At 31.4% G+C, this 15231-nt stretch carries 17 protein-coding genes and 1 other annotated feature; of the genes, 4 read left to right on the top strand and 13 right to left on the bottom strand.

The features are described from left to right. Positions 1 to 13 precede the first annotated feature (13 nt). The 3 genes from B5G32_RS14340 to B5G32_RS00300 all read left to right on the top strand — a co-directional run bounded on the left by B5G32_RS14340 (position 14) and on the right by B5G32_RS00300 (position 2181). On the top strand, positions 14 to 430 hold the full coding sequence (locus B5G32_RS14340; RefSeq protein ID WP_353477938.1) for a DUF6431 domain-containing protein: 417 nt from the start codon (positions 14 to 16) through the stop codon (positions 428 to 430). 108 nt (positions 431 to 538) lie between these two features. After that, positions 539 to 1948, top strand: a complete 1410-nt coding sequence (locus tag B5G32_RS00305) for an ISL3 family transposase (protein WP_143746539.1) — start codon at positions 539 to 541, stop codon at positions 1946 to 1948. Continuing rightward, positions 1945 to 2181: a hypothetical protein gene (locus B5G32_RS00300; RefSeq protein WP_087358087.1), complete on the top strand. Its 237-nt coding sequence runs from the start codon at positions 1945 to 1947 to the stop codon at positions 2179 to 2181. The genes B5G32_RS00305 and B5G32_RS00300 overlap by 4 nt, the downstream gene beginning before the upstream one ends. Positions 2182 to 2865: 684 nt before the next feature. Here B5G32_RS00300 and B5G32_RS00295 read toward each other — a convergent pair. The 5 genes from B5G32_RS00295 to B5G32_RS00275 form a co-directional block, all read right to left on the bottom strand. After that, the gene (locus B5G32_RS00295) at positions 2866 to 3348 is read right to left on the bottom strand and encodes a nucleoside-diphosphate kinase (RefSeq protein ID WP_087245498.1); all 483 of its coding nucleotides are present in this window, start codon (positions 3346 to 3348) and stop codon (positions 2866 to 2868) included. Positions 3349 to 3369: 21 nt separating this feature from the next. Beyond that, the gene (locus B5G32_RS00290; RefSeq protein WP_087935458.1) at positions 3370 to 5583 is read right to left on the bottom strand and encodes a RelA/SpoT family protein; all 2214 of its coding nucleotides are present in this window, start codon (positions 5581 to 5583) and stop codon (positions 3370 to 3372) included. A 54-nt stretch (positions 5584 to 5637) separates the two neighbouring features. Next, the gene (locus B5G32_RS00285; RefSeq protein ID WP_087245494.1) at positions 5638 to 6150 is read right to left on the bottom strand and encodes an adenine phosphoribosyltransferase; all 513 of its coding nucleotides are present in this window, start codon (positions 6148 to 6150) and stop codon (positions 5638 to 5640) included. A gap of 59 nt (positions 6151 to 6209) precedes the next feature. Next, entirely contained in the window at positions 6210 to 7832 is a 1623-nt protein-coding gene (recJ, locus tag B5G32_RS00280) for a single-stranded-DNA-specific exonuclease RecJ (protein WP_087935457.1), read from the bottom strand. Positions 7833 to 7983: 151 nt separating this feature from the next. Beyond that, the gene (locus B5G32_RS00275) at positions 7984 to 8271 is read right to left on the bottom strand and encodes a post-transcriptional regulator (RefSeq protein ID WP_087245490.1); all 288 of its coding nucleotides are present in this window, start codon (positions 8269 to 8271) and stop codon (positions 7984 to 7986) included. 79 nt (positions 8272 to 8350) lie between these two features. Between B5G32_RS00275 and B5G32_RS00270 the strand changes: the two genes are divergently transcribed. Beyond that, positions 8351 to 9661, top strand: a complete 1311-nt coding sequence (locus tag B5G32_RS00270) for an oligosaccharide flippase family protein (RefSeq protein WP_087935456.1) — start codon at positions 8351 to 8353, stop codon at positions 9659 to 9661. Here B5G32_RS00270 and B5G32_RS00265 read toward each other — a convergent pair. The 8 genes from B5G32_RS00265 to B5G32_RS00230 form a co-directional block, all read right to left on the bottom strand. Continuing rightward, entirely contained in the window at positions 9656 to 10795 is a 1140-nt protein-coding gene (locus B5G32_RS00265; RefSeq protein ID WP_087935455.1) for an aminotransferase class I/II-fold pyridoxal phosphate-dependent enzyme, read from the bottom strand. The two genes, B5G32_RS00270 and B5G32_RS00265, sit on opposite strands and share 6 nt — an antisense overlap. Next, a complete protein-coding gene (locus tag B5G32_RS00260) occupies positions 10795 to 11523 on the bottom strand; it encodes an amino acid ABC transporter ATP-binding protein (protein ID WP_087935454.1) in 729 nt (242 codons plus the stop codon). Before B5G32_RS00260 ends, B5G32_RS00265 begins: the two co-directional genes overlap by 1 nt. Continuing rightward, positions 11516 to 12187, bottom strand: coding sequence for an amino acid ABC transporter permease (locus B5G32_RS00255; protein WP_087303675.1), 672 nt, complete (start codon positions 12185 to 12187; stop codon positions 11516 to 11518). Before B5G32_RS00255 ends, B5G32_RS00260 begins: the two co-directional genes overlap by 8 nt. A gap of 5 nt (positions 12188 to 12192) precedes the next feature. Beyond that, positions 12193 to 12939 carry a transporter substrate-binding domain-containing protein gene (locus B5G32_RS00250; RefSeq protein ID WP_087303676.1) on the bottom strand — a complete coding sequence of 249 codons (747 nt, stop codon included), beginning with the start codon at positions 12937 to 12939 and terminating at the stop codon, positions 12193 to 12195. A gap of 132 nt (positions 12940 to 13071) precedes the next feature. Further along, positions 13072 to 13278, bottom strand: a binding site (T-box leader). A gap of 131 nt (positions 13279 to 13409) precedes the next feature. After that, entirely contained in the window at positions 13410 to 13643 is a 234-nt protein-coding gene (locus B5G32_RS00245) for a hypothetical protein (protein ID WP_087297406.1), read from the bottom strand. Between the two features lie 8 nt (positions 13644 to 13651). Next, positions 13652 to 14188, bottom strand: a complete 537-nt coding sequence (locus tag B5G32_RS00240; protein ID WP_087935453.1) for a nitroreductase family protein — start codon at positions 14186 to 14188, stop codon at positions 13652 to 13654. 54 nt (positions 14189 to 14242) lie between these two features. Next, on the bottom strand, positions 14243 to 14530 hold the full coding sequence (locus B5G32_RS00235; RefSeq protein WP_087935452.1) for a hypothetical protein: 288 nt from the start codon (positions 14528 to 14530) through the stop codon (positions 14243 to 14245). Positions 14531 to 14569: 39 nt separating this feature from the next. Continuing rightward, the gene (locus B5G32_RS00230) at positions 14570 to 15172 is read right to left on the bottom strand and encodes a hypothetical protein (protein ID WP_087935451.1); all 603 of its coding nucleotides are present in this window, start codon (positions 15170 to 15172) and stop codon (positions 14570 to 14572) included. Between the last annotated feature and the right edge of the window lie 59 nt (positions 15173 to 15231).

Genomic DNA, 15231 nt, shown 5'->3' with positions numbered 1-15231 from the left:
TCCTAACGACAATATGATAATATTAAAAACCAGCAGAAAAATCAATACCATTAATCAAAAAAATTATTCCAATGTTATCTTTTCACTGGATTTGTCTCTTCTGTCATGTCCAAAATGCTCTCATAGAGGCTTGTCTGTTCATGGCTACTATAAAAGAAACTTCAAGGACAGCTCCATCAACATCCAGAGAGTCATATGCCCTCATTGCGGCAAAACTCATGCGCTGCTTCTTTTTCCCATGATTCCTTTCCTATCTGCTGTCTCCTTCGATGATATTGTTTCCATTCTTTCTGATTCAACAGATCATCTTATTATCGAACTGTCTCACATATACTATTTCATCGTTAAGCTTGGCAACTGCCCAATAGATGAACTGCTCATCTATAAGAAATTTTCCAGAAAACTGTATTTCTCTTTTCAAACCACATGACCTTTATGTCTTTCTGCTTCCATTTCCTCTATCATGAAGATGTAGAAAAAGAAAGGACGGGATGTTTTATGAAATTACAGATTCTATTGGCTTTGGATGGTGATGACGATGTGTGATAATACCACGACCATGTCCAGCTGCATCATTTCCCAGAATGATTTCCTTGTTTTCTTCAATATCGAGGACAAGGATATCGAAACATTCGATATCCATCATCAAAAGGATGGTATCTATATTGATGTGACACTGAAGAAGAAGCCCCACCAGTGTCCTGTCTGCCTCAACATGACAGACAGAGTCAAGGACTATAGTGTCAAGCATATCAACCATTCCATACTGACAAACAAGAAATGCATCATCAATTACAGAGCTCGCAGATATAGATGTCCAAAATGCCATAAGACATTTATGGAGTCCAATCCCTTCACCGTTGCTGGCTCAAGAATCTCTCTGGCGACTGTATATAATATCCTGGAGGATTTGAGAAAGCCAAACATGACATTCAGGGATGTGGCCGAACGATACCACATATCCCAGACAACAGCTGCACGTGTATTTGACTCATTTGTCTCCATATCAAGAAGACCTCTGCCTGAGTATCTGCTGATAGATGAGGTCTATGCATTCAAGTCTGCTCACAGTAAGTACGTATGCGTTCTTGTCGACTTCGAAACACAAAATATTGTCGATGTCCTTCCGTCAAGAAGAAAGCAGACACTCATGGATTATTTCTTCTCCATTCCTCTTGAGGAAAGGAAGAATGTCAAAATTGTTTCCTTTGACATGTGGGAAACATACAGAATCGTATCGAAAATCATGTTTCCAAATGCAATATGTGCAACCGATCATTTTCATGTGAAGCAGGAATTTGGAAGAAAAATTGACAGAGTGAGAATCGATGTCATGAATAAGTATTATTCCAGAAAAAAATATCTTGAGAAGAAAAAAGAAAAAACCAAGACTGAAAAGCTTGAGTTAAAGGAAGCATCCAAGCATTACTATGCATTAAAGAAATTCAACTGGATGCTCTTCTCCAATGACAATAGAATATTCGACCCCAACGAAAAGAAGATATACAATCATACCCTTGAGGGGTATTACAACTACTATGATATCCTTGAGTTCATGGTCAGACATGACCCTGTACTGGATCTAGCCTATGATCTTAAATATGAGCTGGATGAATTTTACAGCAGATCCAATGAAAAAAACGCATTGAAGAACATAGAAGAGCTGATCATATCCTTCAGGAATTCCCAGATCAAGGAAATGATGGATTTTGGGAATACACTGGTCAAATGGAAATATGAGATTGTGAATTCATTTGTGCCGGCAAATGGAAGACGCATATCAAACGGCCTGATTGAAAACAGAAACAAATCCATCAAGCTGCTGAAACACAGTTCAAACGGATACCTCAACTGGCATCGTTTCAAAACAAGAATCATGTACAGTCTCAATAAAGACTCAACATATCACCTGTATCCAATCAAAAACAAGGGGGATTTTACAGAATGATGACAAGAAAAAAGATTTATACACTGATTGTGGACAATCATGATGTAAGCATTATCAGCAGACAACGTCTGCTGGAAGACATACTATACAGACTCAATATGATATACGAATATGCAGATGAACTGGATGACTTGACTCAGGAAATCAATCTGAAGTTAGATAAACTGATAGAAAAAGCAGAAAAAAAGAACCATGACCCATCATCAGATCATGATTCTCCTATACAGTTTTAAAATTGTGGGAAGAACAGCCTTCCCACAATTTCTTATAATCCAAAACCCCACAACCCCGTGTTATTTTAGATTACCAAAAAAGATAGAAATCAAGTTTTTCACTTCTTGATTTCTATCCTTTATTTTAAAGAAGAAATATTATCTTCAATGTGATTTATTTATATAAATGTTATAAATAACGATGACACTCAATTATCTATTTGCTTATCATTACTCAACTCTATCTTATTGTTTTATTTCTTAAAAACTCTTTTTTATTTCCATACATATCATTTGAAATATTCAATAAGACTTCATTTCATATTGATAATCTCATGAATAATGTTTCCATATTTTCTATAAAGCGATATCATTATGTCCTTTTTTACTCATTTATCATGAATTGATAAACTTTCTCATTCACCCATCATGATCACTCTTTATTATATCATGAACTTTTTTATATTTACGGCCTATCTTTCCCAGGCCTATTGTATGTTAGGGGGTAGAATATCTCTTTCCAATCTATAATCTTTTGGAAGATCAAGATTGTCAACGAATTTAAGTCCTAAATACAATGTTTTTTCTTTTATTTTTCTTCCCATCATTTTTAAGACCTCCTTTCGTTTCTTTCCTTTTCTTCGCTTATATTTTAACACACTTTTTATAAAAATGAAAGCCTTTTCATTTTCGTATTATGAAAATTTATCGAATAAATTTCTCCCATATAATCAACTCTTTTTGAGCATCTTCATGAGAAGATGAAGCATGAATAATATTATCAACAAGACGATATTCCTGATCAGCTAATTCATAGCTATCACAACTCAATTCTCCACGAATACTCTGTGGATCTGCCTGTATTGGATTTGTCTTTCCAACAATTTTTCGAGAATACGTAATAATATCTTCATCACCATCATAACTCACTTTCATAGGCATAATATAGTGAGGACCATCAAAATAGAAAGTATTAAATAATCTTGCAGGAAAATTAAAATCCTTTCCCTTTTCGTCAATAACGTGATGATAATGTTCCAATAAAATCTTCATGACATCTATATCTACCTGCACGACTTGTGATTTTTCAACATGTAATTGATGTTGAGCTAATATTTCAAGAACTCTTTGATTTTTATGATCAACAAAAGCATCAGGTTTTAACATCATATAAGTATATTGTTTCATTTTCTTCTCCTCTTTTCTATATTAATGAATCACTCTTGTAATATTATAAATACCTTGAATTTTATTTAAATTGTCAATAGTCAACTGTAAAAGTTCTGCATTTTCAACCGAAAGTTTTAATTGAATTTGCGCCTCAGTATCTACAACTCCAGCATTAATATTTAAAATGTTGACTTTCACCTGTCCTAATACAGTAATAATATCATTTAATAAATTAGGACGGTCTAAACCTCTAATATCAATATCAACTTCAAAACGTTTTTGCATAATATTAGTATAATCCCAATACACATCAATTAAACGTCCTTTTTCAACGCCTTTTAAGTTAGGACAATCACTACGATGCACTTTGATTCCCTGTCCCTTAGATACATATCCAACAATATCATCTCCAGGAATAGGATTACAGCATTTAGATAACTGTATTTTCAGCCCATCAACACCTTTAACACTGATTCCTAAACTACTGCTTTTCTTTTCATTTTTTAAAGCATTATTATTCTTCTTTAAAATCTTTGAAAGATTATCAAAGAATCCAGTTTTGCTTGGAAGAACCTTATCAATCAATGTAGAAGCAGTTGCTTGTTTCTTTCCAATGACTAACATTAAATCATCAAAATGACGAGCACCAAAAGACCCAAAATAAGATTTATACGTATCAGGATCCATAAATTTCTTTTCATCCAAATTACGTTTACGAATTTCTTCCTTTAATAATTTTTTTCCTTCCTCAATAGCTTCTTTTTGAGTTTCAGCATCTTTCTTTGAAATATACTGTCTGATTTTATTTCTTGCTCCTGCTGTCTGAACAAATTTCAACCAGTCTTCACTTGGTCCAGAATTTTTATTTGTTTTAATTTCACAGACATCACCTGTTTTTAATTTGGTATTAATAGGAACCATAACATTATTGACAATAGCTCCTACAGCATGATGTCCAACTTCTGTATGAATACGATAAGCAAAATCAATAGGTGTTGAGCCGTTTGGTAACTCTACAATCTTACCTTGAGGCGTCATAACATAAACATTAGCTTCAAAAATATCTCTTTTTAAAGAATCATAATATTCCTTAGCATCACCATCTTTGATTTCATCACTTAAAGTAATAAAATCACCTAACCATTGTAACTTATCAACGATATCTTTTTGTTCCTGTTTAGATGAATATTCTTTTCCTTCTTTATAACGCCAGTGAGAAGCAACTCCACGTTCAGCTAATTCATCCATTTCTTCTGTACGAATCTGAATTTCAAAAATATGCCCGTCTTCTCCTATAACCGCTGTATGCAAAGACTGATACATATTAGGTTTAGGCATCGCAATATAATCTTTAAAACGTCCAGGTAATGGACGATAATGATCATGAATAATACCTAAAACTTCATAACATTTCATTTTATCTTTTAAAATAATACGTAAAGCATTTAAATCATATAATTCATCAAAACGTTTATGCTTGATAACCATTTTTTTATAGATACTATAAATATGTTTTGCACGTCCTTTAATGCGATATTCAATATGATTTTCATCCAATAATTCTTCTACTGACTTCATCATCTTCTCAACAGATTCTTTACGCTCACTACGTTTTTGTTCTAATAATTCAGAAATTTCTAAATAAGCTTTAGGATCCAAATAATGTAAGCATAAATCTTCTAATTCAATACGAATATCATTAATACCTAAACGATGTGCAATTGGCGCATAGACTTCCAATGTTTCCCTAGAAATACGTTGTTGTTTTTCAGGTGTCATATATTGCAATGTGCGCATATTGTGTAAACGATCTGCTAACTTAATCAAAATAACACGAATATCTTTAGCCATAGCAATATAAATTTTACGATGATTTTCAGCATAAACATCTGCTTCATCTTTAAATGGCATTTTATTAATTTTGGTTACACCTTCTACTAAACTTGTAATTTCTTCACCAAAACGCTCAACCATTTCATCATGCGAAACATCACAATCTTCCATGACATCATGTAAAAGCCCAGCTGCAATCGTTGTTGGTCCTGTCTGTAAAGTTGTGAGAATATATGCAACCCAAATCAGATGAATAGTATATGGTTCTCCACTTTTGCGCTTTTGTCCTTCATGTTTGACCATAATAAAATCATAAGCTTTTTGAATCAAATCTATACTTTCTTTTTTCGTGATATAAGTTGAACAGCTTTCTAATACATCATCAAAAGTAACTTGATCATGTGCTCCTTTATATTTCATATATCCTTCCTCCTTTACTTTGGCTTTATGCTAAAAAAGAGACACCGTCTCTTCTTAATACTTCAAGACTGAATAAACGTCATAATCTTTTAAAAGTTCTCTACCTTTCAAAGCTTCAAGTTCAATCAAAAAAGCAATTCCTACAACGTTTCCGCCCATTTTTTCAATTAAAGATACAGCTGCATCAACTGTACCACCAGTTGCTAATAAATCATCAACAATTAAAACATTCTGTCCAGGTTGAATACTATCACTGTGCATTTGAATTTCATTTGATCCATATTCTAAATCATATGACTGGCTTACAACTTCACGTGGTAATTTCCCTGGCTTTCTAACTGGAACAAAACCACAATTCAATGTCAAAGCCACTGGACATCCAAATAGAAATCCTCTCGCTTCTGGTCCTACAACAAGATCTACTTTTTTCTCTTTTGCAAAATCACTCAATAAGCGAATAGATTCCTGATAAGCATCTTTATCAGCTAAAAGTGGTGTCACATCTCTAAACAAGACACCTGGTTCTGGAAAATCAGGAATATCTTTAATATACTTTTTTAAATCCATAGCTTAAAAGCCCTCCTTATTTGTTTATTATATCAAAATTCTATCTTTTTATAAAGTCATTATACGATATCTTTAATAATAAAATTCAGACTTTTCTGATTTCGATATTCATTAATTTGTAATGTTCCTATAACACTCATCTTTTTTATATTTTTAAGTTTTCCATATAAATCTCCATGCTGAAAATACAACATCGACACATGACTACGATTCAAGTCAGTTTGCATCTTTAAATGTTTTCCCTGACTTAATTGTTGTATTTGTGATACAGGTACATCCTTTAACATATATAACGGTTCTTCATTACTCATACCAAATGGTTCCAATAAAGATAAAGATTCAACATTTTTTATATCTATATCCTGTTCATCAATATGAAGAACTGTCGTTGTTGGATGCAAATGAAGATCTTTTAATGCATCTTTAATACATTGATAACATGAATCATAATGTGCTTCATCTACAGTAAATCCACCCGCCAAAGAATGTCCACCAAAAGCAACAAACTGATCTTGATGTTCCATAAAAAATTGATGTAAAGAAAAACCTTCAATACTTCTGGCACTTCCTTTATATAATCCCTTTTTCTCATCATATGCCATCACAAAGCCTGGACGCTCATATTCTCGAGTATATTTACCAGCAATCAAACCAACTAATCCTTCATGAACCTGATCACTTGACCAATATAGAAAATCATCTCCCATACCTTCCTTAGCCATTTCATATTGTTGATTTGTCATTGTTTGACGTTTGGTATTTAAAGAAATCGCCATTTGAGAAACTTTCACCATAAAATCTCTAGGAGCATTCTTTAAAAAATATTTCACTAAAACATTAGGCGAACAAAACTCTGGTAAACGTCCAAATGAATTAATTTTAGGTGCAATCACAAAACCTATACTTGTCGTTGAATATGTCTGCTGATTTCCTAATAATAGCTCTAATGAAGGATATTTTTCTTCCTTCATGAATGTTAAAGCTTTTTTCACTAATGAACGATTTTCATCCAATAATGGCATCATATCTGAAACCGTTGTAATCGCAGCCAAGCAATAAAGATATTTATCCTGTCTTCCTAATAAAGCACTCGCTAATTTATATGCTACAAAACCACCAGAAATTTCTTTAAATGGATAATCCGGAGATAATTTCGTATGAATAAAAGTACAGGCATCAGGTAAATCGTTATCAAATTGATGATGATCAGTAATAATAACGTCAACACCCAATTCATTAGCTCTTTCTACCGCCTCGAAAGCTTTGACTCCATTATCAACCGTAATAATGAGAGAATAACCTTTTTGTGCCATCTGTTCTACACGTTTAACATTGAGTCCATAACCATCATCAAAACGATTAGGAATATGATACCCTACTTCTACACCTAATTCTAAAAAAGCTTGTACAAGAATTGTCGTTGCTAAAATACCATCACAATCATAATCACCATAAATACATATTTTTTCATGATTTTCAATAGCTTCATGAATTCTTTCCAATGTCATATCAGCTTCTTCAAACAAAGAAAAATCATGATAAATTAAACGTGGATTTATAAAATCTTTTAAAGTGTTTTCATCATATTGACGACTTTCAATCACTTTTGCTAATAAAGAATTGATATGATATTGATTTTGAATCTGCTGATAATGTTGTGGCTCAATAATTTTATATTTCATAAAATATATCTATCTCCTTAAAGTTCATCCTTTTTCAATTACGTGTATTATAACATACGTATCTTTTATATTTCAAATAATCTGTTTGGCATGATATCAAATAAAAACACCTCTAACAAAAACAAAACGGTTAGAGGATCAATCATTATTATTATTTAGCTATAAAATCACTAAAATCATCTATATTCATGGTTGAAGCTTCTTTAATGACTTTCATTTTTAAATAATCAAAAACTTCTGAGAAACGTAATGACATAATATCATCAATAACATCACACATTGCTTTTGTTTCAACATCTTTCCATTTTATAGAATAAAGATAGTCTTTAATATCATAACTATCAATTTCATGAATTCCTTCATTTTTAAATTCATTAGCTTTTATACGAATTAAAAAAAGAATATCTAATGGCAAGTTATTCTTAATATTGATTTCCATTGACTGCACTTCCTAACATATTTTTTGAATAATTAACATATTTATTATAAAGGAAATTCGACAATAAAGGAAGTATTTTATGAAAAGAAAATTGATTAATTCATTTCTCATATTAACAAGCAGTACCCTCATCACAAAAGTCTTTTCTTTATTCAACAGAATGCTTTTATCCCGTCTTTTAGACGAAAATGGAATGGCTCTTTATATTTTGGTTATCCCGACACTTTCTTTATGTATTACCTTAGCTCAGTTTTCCATTCCATCTGCTGTTTTCCGCTTGATTTCACACCCCAAATACAACAATAAAAAAGTTATTATTTCAGCTTTATGCATTTGTTTAGCAACATGTTTATTGATTATGGGTGGACTTTTGTTTTTTTCAAAAATAATTGCTCTCTATTTTCTAAAACAAAGTGATGCATATTTACCTTTATTATGCATCCTTCCATTCATTCCATTAGTTGGTATAAGTGGTATTATTAAGAATTACTATTTAGGAAGAGAAGATGTTTGGAACTTATCACTTGCACAATTATTTGAAGAAGTTTCTCGTATTCTTTTTACCTACATTGTTATTCAACAGTTTCATTATTTACCGATGACGTATTTAGTCAGCATTGCTATTTTAGCTATGAGTATTGGTGAACTCACTTCTATTCTTTTTTTAATGTTACGTTTAAAAAGGAAAATCAATTGGCATTATCATCCCATATCCTATTTTCAAAAACATTTTATTTTTAAAGATATGATGAATATTGCTTTACCATTAACAGGTTCAAGACTGCTTCATGTCTGCTATAATTTTTTAGAACCCATCCTTTTGGTTTCTATTTTAACAAAACTTCATATAGGAGAAAATCAAATACACCTTCAATATGCGATTATTAACGGTTATGTCATTTCTTTGCTGGTTACACCTACTTTCTTTAATAATGTTGTTTTAAGATTGTTGATTCCTATTCTTAATAAAGATATTGCATATAATCGTTTAGAAGCATTAAAAAAACATGTTTTTTATAGTTTGGTCATCTGTTTTTTTATCAGTCTTCCTTTTACACTTATATTTTATTTTTATGGCGATGTCTGCCTTCAAATCATGTACAATACAACTAAAGGTTATCGTTGTTTACAATACATGTGTATTCCCTTTACAATCTTCTATTTACAAACACCTTTAAGTGCCACACTTCAAGCATTCAACAAAAATAAAGAAATGTTTATGATGAGTACATTTGAAGTTATTATTGAATTAATTTGTTTAATCATTTTAATTCCACGTTTTCATGTAGAAAGTGTGGCAATTGTCATGCTGATTGGTTTATTTTCGACACTGATGTTCTCAACTTATTTTGTCTTTCAATTAGTATATAGACGCAAAAAAAGTCTATAGCTGAATGTCTATAGACTGATGATCAAATTGTCTTAACCATTTAGAAAATGTAATAAGCCCTTCTTTAATTATCTTTTCATCTTGTGTAAAGCCAAAACGTAAATGATATTCTATATCAAATGCACTTCCTGGCACAAAAAATACACCCGTTTCTTTTTGAAGTTTTTCACAAAACTCTGCTGATGGTATATCCAAATGATAATGTAAGAAACAAACTGTTCCATGACGTGGTATAACACAAGAAACAAGTGGTTCTTGATCTAACCATTTTTTAAGAATAAGTTTATTTGTTTGACATATATCACGACTACGTTTTAAAATCACATCTTTATTTTCTAATACTAAACAAGCTAGATAATCATCTAATGGACCACTACTAATAATATGATAGTCACGTCGATAGTTTACTAAATCAATGACTTCCTGAGGTCCTTTTATCCAACCAAGTCTTAAACCAGCAAATGAGAAAACTTTTGATAAACTTTGTGTCACTATTGCTTTATCATAATAATCACTAAATGAAGGATATAATTCTAAGCTTTCAGTATCTACACCACGATAGATTTCATCACATAAAATATAGCAATCATATTTTTGAGCTAATTTTATAATATCTTTCATTAATGACAAAGGTATTGTTGTTCCAGTAGGATTATTAGGTGAATTTAAGCATATCATTTTTGTATGTTCTTGTATACATGATTCAAAATCTTCAATTGTTGGTAACCAGTCATTTTCTTCTTTTAAAGGAATTAAAGAAACCTCACAACCTAATGATAATGGAAAATCATACATTTGCTGATAAGTTGGAAATAAAGTAATAACATGATCTCCTTTTTCTAGCAAGCTCATTAATACCAGTTCATTGGCATTAATAGCTCCATGAGTTATAGTTATATTTTCAAGTCCACCCTGTTCATAGAGTGATAAGATAGCTTTTTTTAAACGTGTTGATCCAACAATAGGACCATAATCCATTTTCATAGACATCATCTGTTTCGCTATATCCTCTTGAACAAATTGTTGAAGTTCTAATAAAGATAAGGATGACACACATGTTTCTGTCAAATTATATTGACAATCGTTTTCATGATCTGTCATCCATGTTTCTACTTTAAATTCATTAAGTTTCATTAATGCATAACCTTATTTAAGAAATCCTGTGCTCTTTGTGTTTTAGGATTTCTAAAGAATTCTTCAGCCGTATTTTCTTCAACAATTTTGCCATCCTCTAAAAAGATAACACGATCTGCTACCGTTCTAGCAAATCCCATTTCGTGTGTCACAACAACCATTGTCATTCCTTCATTAGCCAATTCCTGCATAACTTCCAAAACTTCAATAACCATTTCTGGATCCAAAGCACTTGTAGGTTCATCAAATAACATGATTTGTGGATTCATGCATAAACTTCTTGCTATCGCAACCCTTTGTTTTTGCCCACCTGATAATTTATTTGGATATTCATCTTTTTTATCAAGAAGACCCACTCTTTCTAAATATTGACAAGCTATTTGTTCAGCTTCATCTTTGCTTTTTTTCATAACCTGAATGGGTGCTAAAGTCAGATTTTCTAAAACTGTCATATTTGGAAATAAATTAAAATGCTGAAATACAAATCCCATTAAACTTCTTAATTTTTTATAAGTTTCTGGATTTTTTTCATCAAGCAATTGATCATTCACATAAATATGTCCACTTTCTGGTTTTTCTAATCCATTAATACATCTTAAAACTGTACTTTTCCCAGAACCAGAAGGACCAATCAAACAAACAATCTCACCTTTTTTTATGTCTAAGGAAACATCATTAACAGCTTTTAAATCATTAAATTGTTTCACAATATTTTCTACTTTAATCACGGGCAGACAACTTCCTTTCTAAACGTCTTGAAATATATGAAATAGTGAGTGTCATCACGAGATATAAACATGCTGCCTCAAGTAAAGGATAAATCAAATTAAAAGTTCTTGATCCTAAAACTTGTGCACTCATAAGCAACTCAGTTGCTCCAATACAGCTAATCAATGATGAATCTTTAATTAAAGTGATAAATTCACTGACAATTGGTGGAATAATTCTCTTAAAGGCTTGTGGCAATACCACAAAACGCATTGTCTGAAAATAACTTAATCCTAATGTTTCACAGGCTTCCCATTGTCCTTTATCAATTCCCTGAATACCACTTCTGATTAATTCAGTTGAATAGGCTCCACTATTTATACTTAAAGCGATTAATCCACAAATATATGGATCAGGATTCATACGAGTTCCAGTTATTGACTGATAGATAACTGGAATAGCTATATAGAAGAACATAATCTGTAATAACATTGGTGTTCCTCGAATGACTTCTACATATATATTTCCAATCCATCTTAAAGGTGCATGTTTAGATAACTTTGAAGCAGCCCCCAATGTTCCTAAAATCATCCCAAAGAAAACTGCGAATGTCGCTAATATTAGCGACATTCCAGCACCTCTTAACATAAACATTAAATTTTCTTGTGTTAAAAGATTTTCCATTTATATTAAGCTCCCCATTTTTCTTTTAGTTCAGTATATTTATCAGATTTTATAAATTCATCTAAAGCTTTATTGACATCATCCATTAATTCTTGACTATCTTTATTTGCAATAATTAAATTTTCTTCTTCTAATAAAGCTTCATCAATCATTCTATATGCATCTTGTGAATCATAATTTTTAGCAACTGCATAATCTAAAATAACAGCATCAACACCACCAGATTTTAATGTTTCAACTAATACCTTAACATCTGTAACAGTTGTTACTTTCGCATCTTTAATATCATTAGCACATGCTTCACCAGTTGCTGATAACTGTGCTCCGATTTTTTTACCTTCTAAATCTTTAACAGTCTGGATAGAACTATCTTCAGAAACTAAAGCTACTTGTTTAGAATCATTATATTTATTTGACCATAACACATCCCAGTCATCATGCATTGTAAAACCTGAAATACCTAAATCAATTTGTTTTGCCATTAAGCTTGTTGAAATTGTATCAAATGACATCTGTTTAAATTCATAAGTATAATTTCCACCATTTTCATTCATGATATTAATAAGCTCTTTTGTCATATCAATATCAAATCCTTCCATTTCACCATCAGTATTTAATGATTCATAAGGTGCATAATCAGGAGAAATACCAATCAATAACTTTTGTTCATTTGAACCACTTTCTCCTCCACCACATGCTGTCATTGTTAATGCCATAGCGGCAACTAATAATCCTTTAAATAATTTTTTCATTTTCATTCCCTCTTCTTTCTTTTTTGATTTTATTTATTTTATAGCTTCTGTGATTTTAATCAATCATCGCCGTAAACTCATCCTCATCAAAATCAATTCCCCCTTTGTATAAAAAAACGTCTCTTAGTTGAACTAAGAGACGAAATCATCGCGGTACCACTCTTTTTGATATATCAAAGATATATCCACCTCTATCCTTAAAGCAGATTCACTCGATACCCTACTTCTTTCAAGCATCGTTCTCCAAAGTGCGGTTCATTTAAACGCCTATACTGATCTCACACCAACATCAGCTCGCTTGATATTTGTTTAAACTACTCTCTTTTTCATCGAATTTTTTTATATGCTTTTATTATATGCATTTGCATAAACATGTCAACACTTTTTTTACTTTTTATTTATATAAATCATTATATTTTGAATTTTACTATAAAAGCTATCATTATTTTATTATATTCACAAAAATCATTTTATTTTTTCATATAAAATAAAATTTGTGAACTTATATCATGAGCCTTTTGAATAGAGTCATCCATCAAATCAAGTTGGTATTGAATCTCATCTAATTGATTATTCAGTTCTTGAATTTCTTGTTTTTGTTCTTTGATTTGTTTAATCTTTTTTGACATTTTTTCTCTACGATCTAATACATATATAGCCAATAATAAACAAACAAATCCACCAATAATATATAAAACTATCATATCTTTCCTCATTTCATTACAGTTATATCTTCAAATGTTTTACGTTGTGGTCTTTCAATTTCCATATCACTATAACCTAAAGCGATAACACTGACAACAGATTGATTATCAGGAACCGCAAATATTTCCTTTATTTTCTGTTCATCACGAATACCCATAACCAACGTAGATAATCCTAATTCTGTTGCCTTCAACAAAAGGTTCATATTATGCATACCACAATCATAATATCCCCATCCATTGCCAAGTTCATTCGTTGGTGTACCATCTTTATTATAACCAGAGCGATTCAAAACAATCGTGGAAACGATTAAAACAGGAGCTTGACCAACATTTTCCTGATTGAATTCTGGCAAAGCATTCTTCACCTGCTGTAAAGCTTCTTTTGATTTAGCAATATAATAACGTGTCACTTGTGAGTTCTTCCATGAAGGTGCTAAAATAGCTGCTTCAATAACCTGACGAATCACATTATCATCAACTTCTTTTGACAGATATTCTCTTCTTATACTTTTTCTTTTATTCAAAACTTCATCTAATTCCATGTTTTCATCACCTATCCTTATTATAATCTTGATAAATCCGATTTGCAAATAAAGTTACACAGCATCATCTATATATTGTACAGGAATGATTGCCATTGGAGCAATATCAGGAATTTCATCACCATCATCATGAAGAGCATAATTTCCATTCAATGTTAAATAGACTTGATCACCTTTAGATAACTGATAAGGCATAAAAACATCTTCTCCATAAACACTATCTAAACACAAGCATAGCTTTTCATCTTTTTGATAATCAGATGATGTTGATTCAGGCTTGAAAAATATCTGATTGTCATTTTTTTCAATGACTGTTGCTAAAACTCTTGAATAACCTTCCAATTTTGAAGAGTCAGTCACATCATTTTGTTGACTTGTCAGTCAATCTTGAGAAGTGATCTGAATAGATTCATACGGAAAAATAGCTTCTGCAACCTGATAGTCACTATCTAAATTAATAATATGAATTTCAACAGCACTATCACAATCTCCCGTTGTCAATACACGACTTGCTGTAACAAGACTTATAATGCCAAGCATGTTCCCACCTACTTGAAAAGCTTCACTTGAAAAAATATCTACAAAATGTTCCTGATCAATCCAAATTGTCATAGACGAATAATCATCACTATAATCCATCTGATAATCTTCTCCCATTTTCATAAATTCTTGTGTAGCCTGTTCAATAAGCTGCTTATTTTGATTGATCAGTGCTTGTTTTTGTTCATCAGTTGCTTCTATAATCAGGTATTCACCATCTCGATAAATCTTTTCACCATATTGAGAATCAATCTTTAAAGATTGATCATTAGAGACATATGTCATAAAATCTTCATATTCCTCTTTTCCTAAAAACCAATCATAATAACCTGCAAAACGATATTCTGTTAGATTCGCCTGTTGAGATCCGTCTTGAGATTGACAACCTGTTATCAGTATCAATAAACAACTTATAATCATTATAGAAATACCCTTTTTTATCATAATTCCTCACCCAAATCTATTATAACATAAAAAAGAAACGATTTATCAAAACCGTTTCC

It is taken from the genome of Massilimicrobiota sp. An80 (assembly GCF_002159255.1).
Lineage (GTDB): Bacteria > Bacillota_I > Bacilli_A > Erysipelotrichales > Coprobacillaceae > Allocoprobacillus > Allocoprobacillus merdigallinarum.
Note: the sequence above shows the minus strand (reverse complement) of the source record. Positions and strands in the feature narration are given on the sequence as shown.

What these genes read in the sequence shown, in the direction of transcription:
- B5G32_RS14340 (WP_353477938.1), top strand. Translation starts at nt 14, where the DNA reads ATGATAATATTAAAAACCAGCAGAAAAATCAATACCATTAATCAAAAA.
- B5G32_RS00305 (WP_143746539.1), top strand. Translation starts at nt 539, where the DNA reads ATGTGTGATAATACCACGACCATGTCCAGCTGCATCATTTCCCAGAAT.
- B5G32_RS00300 (WP_087358087.1), top strand. Translation starts at nt 1,945, where the DNA reads ATGATGACAAGAAAAAAGATTTATACACTGATTGTGGACAATCATGAT.
- B5G32_RS00295 (WP_087245498.1), bottom strand. Translation starts at nt 3,348, where the DNA reads ATGAAACAATATACTTATATGATGTTAAAACCTGATGCTTTTGTTGAT.
- B5G32_RS00290 (WP_087935458.1), bottom strand. Translation starts at nt 5,583, where the DNA reads ATGAAATATAAAGGAGCACATGATCAAGTTACTTTTGATGATGTATTA.
- B5G32_RS00285 (WP_087245494.1), bottom strand. Translation starts at nt 6,150, where the DNA reads ATGGATTTAAAAAAGTATATTAAAGATATTCCTGATTTTCCAGAACCA.
- recJ (WP_087935457.1), bottom strand. Translation starts at nt 7,832, where the DNA reads ATGAAATATAAAATTATTGAGCCACAACATTATCAGCAGATTCAAAAT.
- B5G32_RS00275 (WP_087245490.1), bottom strand. Translation starts at nt 8,271, where the DNA reads ATGGAAATCAATATTAAGAATAACTTGCCATTAGATATTCTTTTTTTA.
- B5G32_RS00270 (WP_087935456.1), top strand. Translation starts at nt 8,351, where the DNA reads ATGAAAAGAAAATTGATTAATTCATTTCTCATATTAACAAGCAGTACC.
- B5G32_RS00265 (WP_087935455.1), bottom strand. Translation starts at nt 10,795, where the DNA reads ATGAAACTTAATGAATTTAAAGTAGAAACATGGATGACAGATCATGAA.
- B5G32_RS00255 (WP_087303675.1), bottom strand. Translation starts at nt 12,187, where the DNA reads ATGGAAAATCTTTTAACACAAGAAAATTTAATGTTTATGTTAAGAGGT.
- B5G32_RS00250 (WP_087303676.1), bottom strand. Translation starts at nt 12,939, where the DNA reads ATGAAAAAATTATTTAAAGGATTATTAGTTGCCGCTATGGCATTAACA.
- B5G32_RS00245 (WP_087297406.1), bottom strand. Translation starts at nt 13,643, where the DNA reads ATGATAGTTTTATATATTATTGGTGGATTTGTTTGTTTATTATTGGCT.
- B5G32_RS00240 (WP_087935453.1), bottom strand. Translation starts at nt 14,188, where the DNA reads ATGGAATTAGATGAAGTTTTGAATAAAAGAAAAAGTATAAGAAGAGAA.
- B5G32_RS00230 (WP_087935451.1), bottom strand. Translation starts at nt 15,172, where the DNA reads ATGATAAAAAAGGGTATTTCTATAATGATTATAAGTTGTTTATTGATA.